The 15,566-nt window shown below is 60.5% G+C and carries 13 protein-coding genes; 4 read left to right on the top strand and 9 right to left on the bottom strand.

Annotation, left to right across the window (positions count from 1 at the left end):
* Positions 1–548: 548 nt before the first annotated feature.
* From FAZ98_RS35270 to ligD, 3 genes are all read right to left on the bottom strand, one after another.
* The gene (locus FAZ98_RS35270) at positions 549–1,355 is read right to left on the bottom strand and encodes a tetratricopeptide repeat protein (RefSeq protein WP_158959060.1); all 807 of its coding nucleotides are present in this window, start codon (positions 1,353–1,355) and stop codon (positions 549–551) included.
* A gap of 29 nt (positions 1,356–1,384) precedes the next feature.
* Positions 1,385–2,308 (bottom strand): non-homologous end joining protein Ku, encoded by a 924-nt coding sequence (ku, locus tag FAZ98_RS35265; protein WP_158959058.1) that lies wholly within the window; start codon positions 2,306–2,308, stop codon positions 1,385–1,387.
* Positions 2,309–2,380: 72 nt separating this feature from the next.
* Complete coding sequence (ligD, locus tag FAZ98_RS35260) at positions 2,381–4,888, bottom strand: DNA ligase D (protein WP_158959056.1); 2,508 nt, start codon at positions 4,886–4,888, stop codon at positions 2,381–2,383.
* Between the two features lie 49 nt (positions 4,889–4,937).
* Between ligD and FAZ98_RS35255 the strand changes: the two genes are divergently transcribed.
* Entirely contained in the window at positions 4,938–5,531 is a 594-nt protein-coding gene (locus FAZ98_RS35255) for an SET domain-containing protein (RefSeq protein ID WP_325073089.1), read from the top strand.
* Between the two features lie 355 nt (positions 5,532–5,886).
* On the opposite strand, the gene FAZ98_RS35250 is transcribed toward FAZ98_RS35255, so the two are convergent.
* A complete protein-coding gene (locus FAZ98_RS35250; RefSeq protein WP_158959054.1) occupies positions 5,887–6,270 on the bottom strand; it encodes an NUDIX hydrolase in 384 nt (127 codons plus the stop codon).
* A 172-nt stretch (positions 6,271–6,442) separates the two neighbouring features.
* On the opposite strand from FAZ98_RS35250, the gene FAZ98_RS35245 reads away from it, so the two are divergent.
* The gene (locus FAZ98_RS35245; RefSeq protein WP_158959052.1) at positions 6,443–6,793 is read left to right on the top strand and encodes a hypothetical protein; all 351 of its coding nucleotides are present in this window, start codon (positions 6,443–6,445) and stop codon (positions 6,791–6,793) included.
* A 368-nt stretch (positions 6,794–7,161) separates the two neighbouring features.
* On the opposite strand, the gene FAZ98_RS35240 is transcribed toward FAZ98_RS35245, so the two are convergent.
* The 4 genes from FAZ98_RS35240 to FAZ98_RS35225 all read right to left on the bottom strand — a co-directional run bounded on the left by FAZ98_RS35240 (position 7,162) and on the right by FAZ98_RS35225 (position 11,704).
* Positions 7,162–7,434, bottom strand: coding sequence for a hypothetical protein (locus FAZ98_RS35240; protein WP_158959051.1), 273 nt, complete (start codon positions 7,432–7,434; stop codon positions 7,162–7,164).
* Positions 7,435–7,694: 260 nt separating this feature from the next.
* Positions 7,695–7,994 (bottom strand): hypothetical protein, encoded by a 300-nt coding sequence (locus FAZ98_RS35235; RefSeq protein ID WP_158959049.1) that lies wholly within the window; start codon positions 7,992–7,994, stop codon positions 7,695–7,697.
* A gap of 229 nt (positions 7,995–8,223) precedes the next feature.
* Positions 8,224–10,563 carry an FdhF/YdeP family oxidoreductase gene (locus FAZ98_RS35230; protein ID WP_158959047.1) on the bottom strand — a complete coding sequence of 780 codons (2,340 nt, stop codon included), beginning with the start codon at positions 10,561–10,563 and terminating at the stop codon, positions 8,224–8,226.
* A gap of 61 nt (positions 10,564–10,624) precedes the next feature.
* The gene (locus tag FAZ98_RS35225) at positions 10,625–11,704 is read right to left on the bottom strand and encodes a catalase family protein (protein WP_158959045.1); all 1,080 of its coding nucleotides are present in this window, start codon (positions 11,702–11,704) and stop codon (positions 10,625–10,627) included.
* Between the two features lie 291 nt (positions 11,705–11,995).
* Between FAZ98_RS35225 and FAZ98_RS35220 the strand changes: the two genes are divergently transcribed.
* Both FAZ98_RS35220 and FAZ98_RS35215 read left to right on the top strand, forming a co-directional pair.
* On the top strand, positions 11,996–12,898 hold the full coding sequence (locus tag FAZ98_RS35220; RefSeq protein WP_158959043.1) for an SDR family oxidoreductase: 903 nt from the start codon (positions 11,996–11,998) through the stop codon (positions 12,896–12,898).
* 114 nt (positions 12,899–13,012) lie between these two features.
* Positions 13,013–13,534 carry a DUF421 domain-containing protein gene (locus FAZ98_RS35215; RefSeq protein WP_158959041.1) on the top strand — a complete coding sequence of 174 codons (522 nt, stop codon included), beginning with the start codon at positions 13,013–13,015 and terminating at the stop codon, positions 13,532–13,534.
* A 219-nt stretch (positions 13,535–13,753) separates the two neighbouring features.
* Here the strand turns inward: FAZ98_RS35215 and FAZ98_RS35210 are convergent, their stop codons facing one another.
* Entirely contained in the window at positions 13,754–15,550 is a 1,797-nt protein-coding gene (locus FAZ98_RS35210) for a thiamine pyrophosphate-requiring protein (RefSeq protein ID WP_158959039.1), read from the bottom strand.
* Positions 15,551–15,566: the final 16 nt, after the last annotated feature.

The following is a 15,566-nucleotide window of genomic DNA, read 5'->3' as shown; positions in this document are numbered from 1 at the left end:
CCAATGATAACGAGCGCTCTTAGCACGCATCGTGCCGCACTCGCACCGCCCGCACTGCCAGTCCGATACGACTGCGAGCGCTGACTGTTTCCGCAATCATCCGACTGGTTGTTCGGTCCAATCGACGACGACACCTGCGCTGAATTTGGCCAATATGCATCATCGGGATGCAACCCCATGGGGATGCGTCCGAAACCCTGGACTACTTTCGGCGTAATTTCATATGTGTTCCTTCGGAGACCTTGTTTGCGGCGGTCGAGCAGAACCTTGAAAACTCGAGGAATGCAACAAGACGGCCACGCCGCCGATTGGGCTTGAATTGGACGATCTACTTTCGAGCCAGTAGAAACACGATCTTGCAAGACGGATTTATGCGTCCGCCTGAAGTCAAGGCTAGTATTTCGAGATTGCAGCAACGGGGCGCAATCGCCGACCGGTGAGCGGTGATGCGCTTTTCAGTCGCCGAGCGCGACAGCAGCAGGCGCCTAAGTCTCCCGACGGGGGCTTCGACCTGAACGATCCATCTTGCCATCGTCGTGGAGTCCGGCTTAGGTGGTCAATCTGCGGTACGCGCTGAGATGGCGCACGAGACCTTGCGGATCGCCCCGCTTTTCAAGCAGGATCGCCAAATTGTGATGCGCGTCCGCATAGGCGGGATCGAATTCGAGGCAAAGCAGATAGCTCTGTTCTGCCTCGCCGGGTCTCTCCAGGTCTTCTAACGCGACGGCCCGGTTGAAATGCAGCACCGCATCCCGAGGGAAGTGCGCAAGCGCCTCGTCGAGAACATGAAGAGCGTCTTTGCACCTTGCTTCAAGTTCACACAGTAACGCGCCCAGATCGACGTAGGCGGCGTAAAAAGGCTTTGGCGATAACTCGATCGCCTTTCGATATGCCCGCTCCGCGCCTGCCCAATCCGATGTCCGGAGCCGCTCGGCAAGGTCATACCACTCGTCCGCTTGAGTCGCCCGCTTCGTCCGGGCCGGAGCCGAATCCAGGAAAACGACATCGCCGCGCAGTTCGGCGACTTCGAAATCCAGAAGCAACTGCCCGGTCACGGCATCCCATTGTGACGGGCCGGTTCTGACAGCCACGTCGCTGCCGACCGCTGAAATACGAATCCCCGTCAGGGGAAGCTCGTCGGGTAGCGCCTCCCGAAGGCGGGACAGCGCCAGATTGATTTTACGCGGCGGGATATGGGCGTCGCGCAGGATCAGCGCGGTACGCAACAGTACGACGTCCTGAAACGCAAACCTCCAGGCGTTACGTGGCCCACGCGTGGGCGTGACGAAGCCTGCGGCAATGAGACCCGTCACCACGCTACGGGACACGCCCAGCGAGGCCAGCAGCTCGCGCATCGAGATTTCGCGCCCGGAAACTTCGGGTGTCACTTGCGTGCCCTGACCTTCGCGGGCGCCTCAGTCGTGGCTCTGGACGCGCGAGCTGCCGGTTTGCGCGTCTTCGGCGCGACCGGCAGCGCGGTGACGGGCGTCGCGGCTTTTTTTCGTGGCGCCGATGCCGCGTTTGGTTTCGCGCTTCCCCCTTTCAGGCTCGCGCGCAAGGCATCCATAAGGTCGATAACCTGGCCCCCGCCGACGCTTTCGACAGGCTCATGGGTGATAACCTGCTTGCCCTCAATCTTTTCGTCGATGGCCGCGAGGATGCGCTTTTTCTCTTCGTCTTCGTAGGCTGCCGGGTCGTAATTGTCTTCCGCGCCCTGCTCGATAATCTGCATCGCGAGCTTGAGCTCGTTGGCCGATACCTGAACCTGTTCAATGTTCAGGTCATCGAGCGATCGGACCTCGTCCGCGTACAGGAGTTGCTGAAAGACGAGGCCGCCTTCTTCGGGGCGCACCTGTACGATCCGCGTCCGTCCCTTGAAGGCCCACTTTGCGAGCGCGCAGCGCCCGCTTTGCGCGAGTGCCTGCTGTAACAGACTGTATGGCTTTCCACCGCGCTTGTCGGGCGCGATGTAATACGCCCGGTCGTAAAAAACGGGATTGATTGCCTTTTCAGGGACGAAGGCGACGATCTCAACGACATGGCTCGCCCCATCTTCCAGCGCTTTCAGCTCCTCGCTCGTGAAAACCACGAACTGGTCGCGCTCGAACTCATAGCCCTTGTTCATGCTGGAGCGCTCAACCACCTTGCCCGTCTTTTCCGAGATGTACTGCTGTTTAACCCGCGAGCCGTCCGGCGCAAGCAGGTGGAATCTCACATCGGACGAACTCTCGGTCGCGGTGTAGAGCTTGACCGGTATCGAAACGAGACCGAAGGAAAGCGAGAGCGAGGCGATCGAGCGGGCGGGCATGGTCCTCTCCTTGCGCAGGGCGCGCGTTCACATCGCGCCGCAAGGGACGTGCCGTTCGCGAGCAGCGCTCATTCATTTTAGGCGCTTTATCGCGGCCGCCAGTGAGTGTCCTGTCGTCCAGTATTGAGCCCACGGGTCCTGTTTCTGGAAGCTGAGATATTCGCGCGCGGTCTGCACTGTCCATTGCGCTCCCCCTTTCAGATCCGGCAGAGCATCCCACGAGATCGGTATTGAAACTCCCATGCCGGGCCGGGCTCGCGCGGAGAACGCTGCCACGGTGGTCTGCGCCATGCCGTTGCGCAGGTAATCGACATACACCTTTCCGATGCGGTTGCCGGGACCCGAAGTCGGCGAAAAGCGCTCGGGGATCGTCTTCGCAAGATGCCGGACAAATGCACGGGAGAACGCCTTCACCGCTTCGTAGTCCAGTCGGGGTGCCAGCGGCACGACTACATGCAGCCCCTTGCCGCCGCTCGTCTTGAGCCAGGCTTCGAGCCCCAGTTCCTGTAGCAGGACGTGGACAAGCACAGCGGCCTCCTGAATTTGCCCCCATTTAACCCCCTCACCCGGGTCGAGATCAAAAACGACCCGGTCCGGCTTGCCCAGCCTTCGAACGGTCGAATTCCATGTGTGAAACTCGACGGCATTCATCTGCGCCGCCGCCAGCAGGGCTTCCGCGGTATCGATGGTCAGCAAGGCGGGATGCCCCGGCCACAGTTTTCGGTCGTGGGCGGTAAGGCCCGGCATTCCCGTGCGTTCGGCGTGTTTCTGGAAAAACAGTTCTCCATTGATGCCGGTGGGCGCGCGTACCATCGCTATGGGACGGTCCCTGAGATGCGGCAGAATCCACGCGGCAACGCTCTCGTAGTAGCGAACGAGATCAATCTTGGTGACGCCGCTGGCCCGGTCAACGACACGATCCGGATGAGTAACCTTCACCTTCGAGATCGGAGCTGCGGTTACCGCCTCGCCGCCCTCGCGAACGACGCGGCGCGCCGGTTTGTCTGTACGCAGGCCCTTGAACGACGCCTGTCGCACAACGCCCTCCGTTGTCCATTCCGCGAACTCGACTTCGGCGACCAGTTCCGGGCGCACCCAGCGCTCGCTGCCGGCCGCGCGCCGTGACCAGCGGCTCGCCTTCGGTTCGCCCACGTCATAAGGCTTCGAATCGACCTCGAGCGGCGCGAGGCGCGTCCACAGCTCTCGCGCCGTGCACGCATCCCAGCCGGTGCCGACGCTTCCCGCGCCGTGAAGCTTGCCACGCTCATAGTAGCCAAGGAGCAGACTGCCGATCTCCCCATCCCTCCCCCCACGCGCGGTAAAGCCGCAGATGACCAGCTCCTGCCGCAGCCGGCACTTCGCCTTCAGCCACGACTGCGTGCGAGCCGACTCGTACGGTGCATCCCGGCGCTTGAGCATCAGGCCTTCGAGGCCAAGGCTGGCCGCCGCCTCGAACACCTGCGCGGCAGGCGCTGCGAAATCCTGGCTGAAGCGGATCCTCTCGCCCGCTTCATCTACCAGTCCGGCAAGGACAGCCCGTCGCGCCCACAGCGGGACACTTCTCAGATCCTTGCCGTTGAGATATGGAGCGTCGAAGAGAAAATAGACAATTGCTTCATTGCCCCGGCCGCCGATCGCCTCCTGAAGCGCGCCGAAACTGGGCAGGCCTTCTTTGAGCATCACGATTTCACCATCGAGCCACCCGCTGGCGAGCCGGAGCTTTTCGACTTCGGCGGCAAGGGTGGCAAGCTTCTTCGTCCAGTCGTGACCACTGCTCGTAAAAAGACGTGCACGTCCATTTTCGACACGCGCGAGCATCCGGTATCCATCGAGCTTCGCCTCCGTTATCCAGTCATCGCCTGACGGTAGCGTCGACGCGAGCGTTGCGCGCTGCGGCTCCAGTTTTGCGGGAAGCGGAGCATCAACCGCGAGCGACAGGTCTATTCCCGCCTGGGGTTCATCGCGCGAGTTGGAGACGCGTGGTTCCCTCTCCTCGACAGACCCCAGAGGCTTCGCGGTAACGCTGTCTGGCAGCGCCTTGATGACGTCGTACTCGGCAAGCGGGCGTGCCCATTCGTCCCGCTTCTTGAAAAGCAACCACGCTTCCTGCTTGTCGCCGGGCTTCGCGATGCGAACCAGTTCCCAAATCCCGGCGAGTTTTTCACCGTGAAGCCGGAAAACGAGTTTTCCCGCCGTCATTCCCGCCTTTGGATCGCCAACGGGCGCCCACGTGCCGCGATCCCAGACGATCACGGTGCCGGCGCCATACTGCTTTCGAGGAATCGTGCCCTCGAAGCCCGAATAATCGACCGGGTGATCCTCAACGTGAATCGCCATGCGTTTTTCTTTCGGGTCATAGCAAGGTCCTTTCGGTACGGCCCACGACATCAGGACACCATCGAGTTCGAGCCGGAAATCGTAGTGCAGCCGACTGGCCCAATGCTTCTGGACGACAAACGCGAGGCTTGGGGCGGCGGCGTGCTGCGCCGTGGAAGGTCCCGGTTCTGGCGTGACCGCGAAATCGCGCTTTTTCCGGTATCGATCGAGAGATGATGCGGTCGGGCCGCGTGCTGGAGCCATTGAGCAGTCCCTGGACGATGCTGCTGGTAAGCTTCGGAGGAATTCAACAATGGTCGACGGAAGCAGCATCCTGCTATGCAAGCCACGTACCGCAACAGAAAGCGGCACGTTCCCGCAGAGATATTACCGCTCAAACAGCGTCATCGAAGTGGGCGGGACGCACGCTATACTCGCCTGCCCTTCCTGCTCCGAACTCAACACCATGAAGCGATTTGCTGTCCGCCGATCAACGATCCATGGCAAAGGAGTCTTTGCACTTCGGCCCATGTTTGCTCGCGAAAGGATCGTCGAATACAAGGGGATGGTCACGTCGTGGAGTGAGGCGGCGCGTTATTGCGCTCAAAGAGCCGAAGACGGCCATACGTTTCTCTTTGGGCTGGCCGATAGCCGCGTTATCGACGGCGCGCGCGGGGGCAATAGCGCTCGCTGGTTCAACCACGCGTGCATCGCAAATTGCGAAGCGGTTGAAGAAGGCGGTCGTGTCTTCTTCGAAGCGAAGCGCACGATCAGGCCGGGCGAGGAACTGTTCATCGATTACGCACTGGAATTGCCGAAACCATGGTCACGAAAAACTTTGGCGGGATATCGATGCCACTGTGGCGCAAAGCGTTGTCGGGGGACGATGCTCGGTGTGTCATCGTGATGTCCCTGGTCGCGGATGTTCACTTTCCGGAGAAGGCATGTGTCGCCGTTCGGCCATGACTGCCGTCCAACGAGCAGCCAGACTTGCCATTACAACGACTGCACTACTCCACTAACGGACGTTGCTTGCGCACAGCAACGTCCGGCAGCAACGGGGCGCATTGGCTAGTCGTGCTAGCGCTGGACGCTAGGGATAACCCTACAGGCAAGCAGATGTAGCTTTCCTACACGTCCTAAGCGGCTTGAGATATCTCCAGTCGCGACGTGAAAACCTCAAAACCGCGGACTCGCTTCTGCGGTTTTTTTTGCCAGCGCGCCTCATAGCATCGACCGGGATTCAATCAGCGAAATCGCCCTCATTCGAGTCGTGTGGTTTGCCGGTTTGGGCTGAAAAGCAGCGCGACAATCTCGCGTGTCGGCACGCTCGTAATGAGCGTCGCGATCTTCCCCGGTCGGAACCAGCGACAACGCAGTATCTCGTTGCTAGGCTCCGCCCGGGCATCGTCGGGAAGCACCGAGACAAATACATGATGGCGCTTGTTGAGACCACCGAACTGGAACAGGTAGTCAAGCCCATAGCCTTCCAGACACGTCTCTTCGCTTAGTTCGCGCCGGGCAGCTTCGACGGGAGATTCATCACGCGCGATCGTCCCGCCGGGCAGCGACCATCGAGACCGGCCTCGCTCGACGAGAAGAATTTTTTCACGCTGCCAACACACAACGGTTGCTCTCTCTTTCATGCTTCCAGGTTTCGTTGCAGGTGCTATATTTTTTAGACGAATCGAAACGTTGCTCAGGGAGATTGGTCCCCGGCTAGTACCGTTGCCACCAAATGAGGTGGCAACGATCGCGCCCGTGGCCGCAATGAGAGCTGGCGTACCGGGTACGTTATTCTGCCGGGAAGAAAAAAATATGAAAACTCGCTCACCGCTGCAACTCTGCGCACCGATGGTCATCTTTGCGCTTGCCTGCGCGTTGTCCGTTTCGACCTGTGTACTCGCGTTCGTCTGGATGACGATCGGCGTGTGCTGCCTCGGCTACCGACGCCTTGATGAATTTCCAGCCGTGGGTATGCCTCGTGCCTGGCGCCAAGGGCTGCGCGGCGCATGTCTACACTTCTACCATCTCGCGTGGTGGCCGTGGTACATGCGCAATGAGATGCGCCAACTGTTTAGTCGTATTCAAGGATCTATTTTTGCGCGTCGCACGCAAACCGGCGAGCCTGAAGTATCAGGCGAGAATGATCGTACGGATCAACAGTGAGTGCGATGGCGGCTAAGCAGAAAAGCACACTGCAACTGTCCACTGATCCTCAGTGTCGCGATCGCGTCCAATGGCACCACTCGTGGTGATCGAGGTTTCGAAGAAGATCGGCACGTCGTCGCTCGCGACGATAATGCGCAAGAACCGCGTAGGTGGCAATCGCCAGCACCAGACAACCATGCCAGCAAGGAGTCGCTCCACAGTCGCAATTGGTCACTGCCCGTCTGCGCGGGCAACACGCATCAAGAATATAGATTGTCTTGATGACATGCGATCTGTGCGCTCGCGCACTGAACGCGTATGGATTTGGCCGTGCAGGTGGGGTTGGGGAGCATGTGGCGGATGCTGCCTAAGCAGCAACCGTTGGGTCAGTGCCGTTCATGGCAGAACAGGTCGTCAACAAGCTTGCACGCAGCGCTATAGCCTCCCATCAACGCATCGGATTCTGTTGTGAAAGGTCGGCCACCGGTTTCCCCGAAGCGTAGCGGCGAGAACGTTGAGACAATATTGGATGCCTGAAAAATTCGGACTATGGCAATGTAACCGGTGCGCCGCTGCACAGGCCGCTTTGCGCCGATAGTGAAATCGGACTCAACCGATATCTCAAGCGTGAAGCCCTCATAGTCGTACCTTCGTGTCATGACGGCCTCCCGCGTACTCAAAGTCGCGCGCCTCGCCCCGATTTACAAAGCAGTGTGAGTCGTTTGATACGCGGTATTGACGAAAGCCAGATAGCTAACGGGGAAGGGAAATAAATTCGCCACAGTTCATGCGAGCAGGAATTGACGCTCGCCACCCACAAAATCCGCGACCATCCTTGCCCACCCGTCAACATGCTTGCGTCGGCAGGCAGCTGTAATCATCAGAATGAACCGAGCCGGTCAACAGTTCCAGCGCACTATTACTGCCCCTTCGTATCGCTGCTCGCATCTGCGCCTGGCGTATTGGTCGTATCGTTCATCGGCTTCTTGGCATGCGTTTTCGTGTGGGGGCGCTGCATGGACTTGTGCGTCGCCGATCCGTTAGCGGCGCCGCTTTGCCCGATGGCTTGATTCACGGACGCATTGCCGGTCTCGCCATTGGCGCCGGTGCCGCCAGTTCCATTGCTGCTGCCTCCGCCGGCTCCCTGAGCAAACGCTGCGCTCGATAGGGCAAGAGCAAGACTGGCGAATGCCGGAATCAGATAGTGACGTGCTTGCATGACTAAACTCCTGCTGGTTGAGTTAATGGGTCGTGGGCGAGTCACGAACAATCCCTGAATACCGCCCGCCCGCTATCCCGCACATCGCGTGCCAACCTGCTCTGCCAGGCGACGGCAGCGAACCCGGCCGGTATCAGCCCGCCGAGGTCCATCACGAAACATCCCTCGGATCCTTTCCAATCTGAGCTGATGCGCGTCGCGCACGCTTTTTATGTGAGGTCCCGGCACCCTATCGTTTCCCGGGTTTTTCAACCGCCACAACCCGGACCGGAATCGACTTCGCAGCCGGCACCTTGCTTTCCTTCGCGTAGTGCCAAAGTGGCAGCAGCGGATTGCACTCGGGGTAGTAGCCCCCCAAACAACCGCGCGGCACGTCGTAGGGCATGGCGGCGAGTCCAGCGACCTCCCGCAAAATGCCGTCGTTCGCCACAGTGCACAGCGTAATGCGATCGCCGGTCTCTACCCCGCGCTCGTCCATGTCCTCGCGGTTCATCAGTAGCACCATGCGCGAACCGTGCACGCCGCGAAAACGATCATCGAGATCGTAGATCGTCGTATTGAACTGGCCATCGGCTCGCAGTGTCATGAGGCGTAGCGCTCCGGGTTCGCTTCCCGGCATATCAGGGTCCTCATCCAGCGATTCCGGCACGTGAAATTCAGCCTTGCCGCTCTTCGTTTTCCACATCCGCTCGCGCGCGGGTAGCGGCCGCATGAAGCCGCCTGGCGTCCACATCCGCTTCTCGAAGTCGTGAAAGACATCGGGCCAGGTTTGCGCGATCTCGTCGCGAACGAGTGAATACGCCTCGCTCCACGCGCGCCAATCGACGGTCGACCGCTCGCGCAAGGTTGCGCGCGCCAATCCCGCGACAATGAAAGGCTCGGAGCGGATATGCGCCGAAGCCGGTTCCGCTACACCGCGGGAGCCATGAAACCGGGCCGTGCTGTCCTCCATCGACACCACCTGCTCGCGCCCGCCCGTGCGGTCGATTTCGATTCGACTCAGACACGGCAATAACCATGCTTGCCGACCGTGAATCAAATGGCTGCGATTGAGTTTCGTCGCGATGTTGACGGTCAACCCCAAATTGCGCCAGGCAGGCTCGGTGCGCACACGGTCGGGCACGGCACGAACCAGATTGCCGCCGAGGTTCACGACGGCACGCACCCTTCCGTCGATCATCGCTTCGAAGGCCTCAACGGTATTGAAGCCAGCTTCGCGTGGCGGCTCGAAATTGAACTGTCGCGCGAGTTGGTCGAGCGGCGCGAGTTCGGGCTTTTCGGTGATGCCCACGGTACGCTGACCCTGCACATTCGAATGTCCGCGCACTGGCGACGGCCCGGCACCAGGTTTGCCGATGTTGCCGCGCAGAAATAGCAGGTTGCACAGCAACCGCACGTTTTGCACGCCGAGACGATGCTGCGTCATTCCCATCCCGTAGTGAGCAATAACGGCTTTTGCCTGCATATACGCGCGAGCCGCTTCTTCGATCGATTCGCGCGGAAGGCCGCTATATCGTTCGATGTCGTGCCACTTCGCCGAGCGCGCCCAGTTGGCAAAATCCTCAAAACCCGTCGTGTGATCGCGGATAAAGGCCGTATCGAGTATATCGGCGCCACCGAGAGCCATCGCCTCGTCATGGGCCTCGATTACGACCTTGCACATGCCAGCGAGAACGGCACTGTCGCCGCCCGGGCGCAACTGGTGGTACTGCGTGCTGATCTTCGTGTCGCCAGGCAGCAGCATGTCACGTGGCGACTGCGGATTGGCGAACGAGATCAGGCCTGGTTCCCGCAGCGGATTGAAGGTGATGATCGGCACGCCGCGCCTGCGCGCATCCTGGAGTTGATGAAGCATGCGCGGACTATTTGTGCCCACATTCTGCCCGAAGAAAAACATCAGATCGGTGTGCTCGAAATCGTCGAGCCCAACCGTGCCGACTCCCACACCGATCGCCTGCGTCAGGCCAACGCTCGTGCTCTCGTGACACATGTTGGAACTGTCCGGCATGTTGTTGGTGCCATACATGCGCGCAAAAAGTTGCAGCATGTATGAGGTTTCGAGCGACGCGCGTCCCGAAGAGTAAAACACCACGCTGTCAGGATCCAGCGCGCGCAATTCGGCGCCGATCGCCTCGAACGCTGCGTCCCACGAGACGGGCACGTACCGGTCGCTATTTTCGTCGTACCGCATCGGTTCGGTCAGACGGCCTGCATCTTCGATGTCGTGGTCGTGCCAGCCGAGCAGTTCCGTCACCGTGTGACGCTCGAAAAACGCACGGTCCGCACGCTTCGACGTGGTATCCCACGCAGTCGCCTTTGCGCCGTTTTCGCAGAATTCAAATGTGTGAGGATGAGCCGGTTTTGCCCACGAACAACTCACGCACATGAATCCATCGGGCTTGTTCTGATGAGGCAGAATACGCAGGTCGCGCAATACCGCCTTTTCCTGCACGAGGATATGCGTCACCGCCTTGACCGAACCCCAACCGCCCGATGCATAGGGGTACGCCCTGGGTTGTTGCTCCCCCGGGTCACGATGGCGAGGGATGGACGATTGCGGCTTTCCCATGACGTGCCTCCACGAATGATTGACTCCGATATGCCGCTACGATGATCTCGAGCGATCACCCTTAGCCGTGCACCGGACAGCCGTTAAACTCTGCGCGGAACGCGGCCGACATTTCGTAGGCCAGCTTGCGCGCGCGCATCACGCCACCGATCGGGCGGTGCGCCGCAATGCCGTGCCACGGGCTAAACACCATGCCGTCGTCGATGGCTGCGACGCGCTGCTCCGTCCACGTTGGCTGCGGCGCGACGCGAATACGTGCCACGGCGAGATAGGGACTTTCGTTCTCGGGCCACTGCACTGAGGCGTCCTCGACCGGCATCTTGTCAATGTCGGTTGCGAGCTGCACGCGCAATTCCCACTCACCGGAATTCACGGCAAAAAAGTCGGTGACGGCTTCGCGCAATGCATCCGGCTTGGCGCTCGTGTCGAGCGATGCGTCCTTGAGCGCAACCAATTCCGGGGAAACCGGCGCGATGGACAACTTCGCAAAGTAAGGACCGTATAGCAGCGGCGCACAGGCATAGAACGTTTCGCCGAGGATGTGCGTTTCCGGATGACCGCCCAGGCTCTTGATCTTTCCGCTCTCGCCGCCCAGCGTCTCCACCACGTGTTCGACGCCGCGCAGCACCGTCGAAAGCGCCTTCTTTGTCTTCGGCATACGGTCGGTGGTCTTGGCGAGCAGTTCGAGATTCTTGACGAACGCCTTGGGCGTCGCCGCCGTGAACATGGGCGCGTTCACCATGACGAAGTCTTGCGAGGTGTGCGCCTCGCTGCCAGGCAGTCGCACGCCCGTAACGTCGGCGATCTTGATCGCAAGTCCCCGCGGCGTCGACACGCCGTCATGAAGAATATCGCCGGGGTTAGTCGATAGACGCATTGCTACTCGATATTCGCGCGGCAACGCAAAAACCCCCTGCGCAAGCTCGGGAGGAAGATTGTCGAACACAGTGAGTTCGCCTTCGAGCACGCCGTGACTTTTCGCATGCACGCTTCGCACGGCGCGGCCATAGTCCTGCGAAGTGATTTCCTGTATGGATCGCAAGGCTTTCACCAAACGCCCGATCGTTTCGACCTCGTCGTCGGGGATGCGCTCGAAACTGGCATCGAAAGATAAAGGGCGCGCTGCAAGCGGCGTGGACATGAGGTTTCTCCCGGTTGGAGCGAACCGCCACGCAACGACTGTGCCTGTGGATCCCGCAGCCGGGACCGGCGAATCACGCCCCTTTTTGACGCGCCGCGCAACGCCAGCGACGCCTTTGCAATGCGCTGTTGATTTAGGTACAGGCCATGCGCTACGCCCTGACTGCCGAAACGAACACATTGACGCCGTCTCGCCGTGCCTGCCCGGAACCGATTCGCATAGCTAACGAAATTTCGATCGCGTGCAGCAATGTGAACGGCTATCGGCTGAATCTCGCCAACAGGAGCCCTCATGCCGCCGACCTTGAACCAGTACACGATGCAGGACCCGACAAAACAATATCCCGGTCCGGAATTCGACCGGCAACCGCAGCCCGAGCCAGGACTTGCGCAGAACATGCGGCCCAAGCCCGACCACGGCGAGAAAAGTTATCAGGGCTTCGGGCGCCTGCAAGGACGGCGCGCCTTGATCACGGGCGCGGATAGTGGCATCGGTCGCGCCGTCGCCATTGCGTTCGCCCGCGAAGGCGCCGACGTGGCGATCAACTATCTACCCGCCGAAGAAAAAGACGCGCAGGAAGTCGTCGCCCTGCTACGCGAAGCAGGCGTAAAGGTGACGGCGCTGCGCGGCGACATCGGTGATGAAAATTTTTGCCAGCAACTCGTGAGAGATACGGTTCGCGAACTCGGAGGCATCGATATTCTCGTCAACGTCGCGGGCAAACAACTCTACGTCGAGAAGATTGCAGATCTTTCCACCGAGCAACTCGAAGCGACGTTTCGCGTCAACGTGTTCGCAATGTTCTGGCTTTGCAAGGCTGCGTTGCCGCACATGCCCCCGGGCGCATCCATCATCAATACAACGTCGATCCAGAGCTATCAACCGAGCCCTGGCCTGCTCGACTACGCGTCGACGAAGGCGGCCATCACAGCGTTCACGCACGCGCTGGCCAAGCAGGTGATCGGGCAAGGCGTGCGTGTGAATGGCGTGGCACCTGGCCCGGTGTGGACACCGTTGCAACCGAGCGGCGGTCAACCGCAGGAAAAAGTCCAGCAATTCGGCGCCGAAGCGCCGATGAAACGGCCGGGACAACCTGCCGAGTTGGCGCCGGTTTATGTGCTGCTCGCATCGCAGGAATCCAGCTTCGTCACCGGAGAGATTTACGGGGTGACGGGCGGCAATCACCTGCCTTGAGCGGGCGTGCCTTGGGCGTCGAGATAAAGAATCCTTTCTACTGCGGCGCTTCGGAAGGTCAACATTCGCGAAGTTGTAGGCCGCAACGCCGTGTGCGAAAGGAGGTAAATGAACATGAGTGTCCTGATTGCCTTGTTCGGAGAAGGAAAAGATCTCGACACACTGCAAATGTCCGCGCGTGCGGCGGCGGCTTTCCTGTGCACGCTGGCGCTTATCCGCATTTCCGGTAGACGGTCGTTTGGACAACGATCCACTTTCGATTATGTCGTCGCGATTCTGCTTGGCGCGACGTTAAGTCGATTCATCGTCGGCGCGTCACCGGCCATTCCAACGCTCGCGGCGTCCACCGTCCTGGTGTTGATGCACAGGGCCCTGGGATGGCTTTGCGTGCGATCCAGACGGGTTGACAGGTTGATCGGCGGCACGCCGCGAAAACTGTACGGGAATGGCGAATTCGACAATGCCCAAATGTCCGCTGCGCTGGTTACCCGAACCGATGTGGAAGAAGCGATGCGCGACAAACTACACGTGACGTCGCTGCACGCACTTGAATCCGCGTTGCTCGAACGAAACGGGCAGATCAGCCTGATCCTGAAACCCGACGCTGAGACGCCATCCAGGGTCAATCACCATTAAAGACCGGACCACGCGTCTCCGGCCCGCCCTTTCTCCAGATCAAAGGGGAATGTGCGTTGAGCTTGCCGCGCACTATGACGGTTACGTCGCGCGGTGAGCGCGAGCAACAGCCATCGTGAAGCGGCGTTACAACGAATGCCCGTCGCCTGATGCCATGACATGAACAAGCCTCGTCGCGATTAAAGCGAGCCGCTGGCAAGCCAACGCGTAACAAGACGGTCACGACTTCCTGCCGGGCAACACCGACGACATCACCTGTCGCGCCGTATTCGCGATCACGCTGCCTTCGGCGGGATCGCCTTCCATGAGCGCTCGCGCGAAATGACGTGCCTGATCCAGCGTCACGTGTGGCGGTAGTGGGGGCACCTCAGGATCGGTCTTCACTTCGATCACCACGGGCCGCTGCGCCGCAAGCGCCTGCTCCCACGCTTCGCCAAGCTGTTCGGCGTTATCGACGTAAATGCCCGTCAAGCCGATCAGTTCTGCAAAGCGGTGATACGGCACGTTGGGAATATCCTGCGAGGCTTCGAATTTCGGATCGCCCATCATGACGCGCTGTTCCCACGTCACCTGGTTCAGGTCCTCGTTGTTGAAGACCGTACAGATCCATTGCGGATTAGCCCATTTTTTCCAGTATTTCGCCACGGTAATCAGTTCGGCCATGTTGTTCATCTGCATCGCGCCGTCGCCGACCAGCGCCACCACGGGCCGATCCGGATGCGCAAATTTGGCGGCAATCGCGTACGGCACCGCCGCACCCATCGACGCAAGCCCACCCGACAGTGAACACATCATGCCGCGGCGAATCTTGAGGTCGCGCGCATACCAGTTCGCGCACGAGCCCGAATCGCTGGTGATGATGGCGTTGTCGGGCAAGCGCGGCGAAAGCTCCGTCACCACGCGCTGGGGATTGACCTTGCCGCCCGTGGACGCATTGGCGCGCTCTTCGAGTACACGCTGCCAGCGCTCGTTCGCATGAACGATCCGATCGCGCCAGCTTGTCTGGTCTTTCTGCTCGAGCAGTGGCAGCAGCGCACGCAAGGTAGCCGCGCTATCGCCCACGAGACTCACTTCCATGGGATAACGCAAACTCAGCATGCCCGCGTCGATGTCGATCTGCACGCCACGTGCGTCGCCTTCCTTCGGCAAAAATTCGGAGTACGGAAAACCCGATCCCACCATCAGGAGCGTGTCGCACGAGGACATCATTTCATCGGTGGGCTTGGTGCCGAGCAGGCCGATCGAGCCCGTCACCCACGGCAGATCGTCGGGCACCGCGGCCTTGCCGAGCAGCGCCTTCGCCACGCCCGCGTGCAGGCGCTCGGCCACGGCGATCACTTCGTCGGTGGCGTTCAGCGCGCCCGCGCCCACGAGCATCGCCACGCGTTTGCCCGCGTTGAGCACGTCGGCCGCGCGCTGGAGATCGGCGGCTTGCGGGACGACTTCGGGCGCGGAATAACCGACGCCCGAATGCGCGGTGCCGTGCTTGCGCGCAGGCGGTTCGTATTCGAGTTCCTGGAGATCGTTCGGCAGGATGATGGCCGTGACGGTGCGCCGGGACAGCGCAATGCGCACCGCGCGATCGATCACGTGACGCACCTGCGCGGCCACGCTGGGCTGCTGCACGAACGCGCCCGCCACGTCCTTGAACATCGACGTCAGATCGAGTTCCTGCTGATAGTGCGCGCCCAATGCCGCGCGCGCCTGCTGGCCGGCAATCGCCAGCACCGGTTGATGATCGAGGCGCGCATCGTAAAGTCCGGTCAGCAGATGCGAGGCGCCCGGCCCCGACGTGGCGATGCATACGCCCAGATTGCCGCTGAATTTCGCATAGGCGCTTGCCATGAAAGCGGCCATTTCCTCGTGGCGCGCTTGCACGAACTCGATCTTGCCCTCGGCGCGCTGCAAGGCGCCAAACACGCCATTGATACCGTCGCCAGGGTAGCCGAACAGACGACGCACGCCCCATTCGTGCAGCCGTTCAACAATGAAGTCACTCACGGTCGTGGTAGCCATCTGCCCTTCTCCTTTA

Origin of the sequence: Paraburkholderia acidisoli, assembly GCF_009789675.1 — a bacterium.
GTDB lineage: Bacteria > Pseudomonadota > Gammaproteobacteria > Burkholderiales > Burkholderiaceae > Paraburkholderia > Paraburkholderia acidisoli.
The sequence above is the reverse complement of the archived record's forward strand: the minus strand, read 5'-3'. Positions and strand labels throughout refer to the sequence as shown.

Bases quoted from the DNA above. Each gene is read 5' to 3' on its own strand.
- FAZ98_RS35270 (WP_158959060.1), bottom strand. From the start codon at position 1,355: ATGCGCGAGCTGCTGGCCTCGCTGGGCGTGTCCCGTAGCGTGGTGACG.
- ku (WP_158959058.1), bottom strand. From the start codon at position 2,308: ATGCCCGCCCGCTCGATCGCCTCGCTCTCGCTTTCCTTCGGTCTCGTT.
- ligD (WP_158959056.1), bottom strand. From the start codon at position 4,888: ATGGCTCCAGCACGCGGCCCGACCGCATCATCTCTCGATCGATACCGG.
- FAZ98_RS35255 (WP_325073089.1), top strand. From the start codon at position 4,938: ATGGTCGACGGAAGCAGCATCCTGCTATGCAAGCCACGTACCGCAACA.
- FAZ98_RS35250 (WP_158959054.1), bottom strand. From the start codon at position 6,270: ATGAAAGAGAGAGCAACCGTTGTGTGTTGGCAGCGTGAAAAAATTCTT.
- FAZ98_RS35245 (WP_158959052.1), top strand. From the start codon at position 6,443: ATGAAAACTCGCTCACCGCTGCAACTCTGCGCACCGATGGTCATCTTT.
- FAZ98_RS35240 (WP_158959051.1), bottom strand. From the start codon at position 7,434: ATGACACGAAGGTACGACTATGAGGGCTTCACGCTTGAGATATCGGTT.
- FAZ98_RS35235 (WP_158959049.1), bottom strand. From the start codon at position 7,994: ATGCAAGCACGTCACTATCTGATTCCGGCATTCGCCAGTCTTGCTCTT.
- FAZ98_RS35230 (WP_158959047.1), bottom strand. From the start codon at position 10,563: ATGGGAAAGCCGCAATCGTCCATCCCTCGCCATCGTGACCCGGGGGAG.
- FAZ98_RS35225 (WP_158959045.1), bottom strand. From the start codon at position 11,704: ATGTCCACGCCGCTTGCAGCGCGCCCTTTATCTTTCGATGCCAGTTTC.
- FAZ98_RS35220 (WP_158959043.1), top strand. From the start codon at position 11,996: ATGCCGCCGACCTTGAACCAGTACACGATGCAGGACCCGACAAAACAA.
- FAZ98_RS35215 (WP_158959041.1), top strand. From the start codon at position 13,013: ATGAGTGTCCTGATTGCCTTGTTCGGAGAAGGAAAAGATCTCGACACA.
- FAZ98_RS35210 (WP_158959039.1), bottom strand. From the start codon at position 15,550: ATGGCTACCACGACCGTGAGTGACTTCATTGTTGAACGGCTGCACGAA.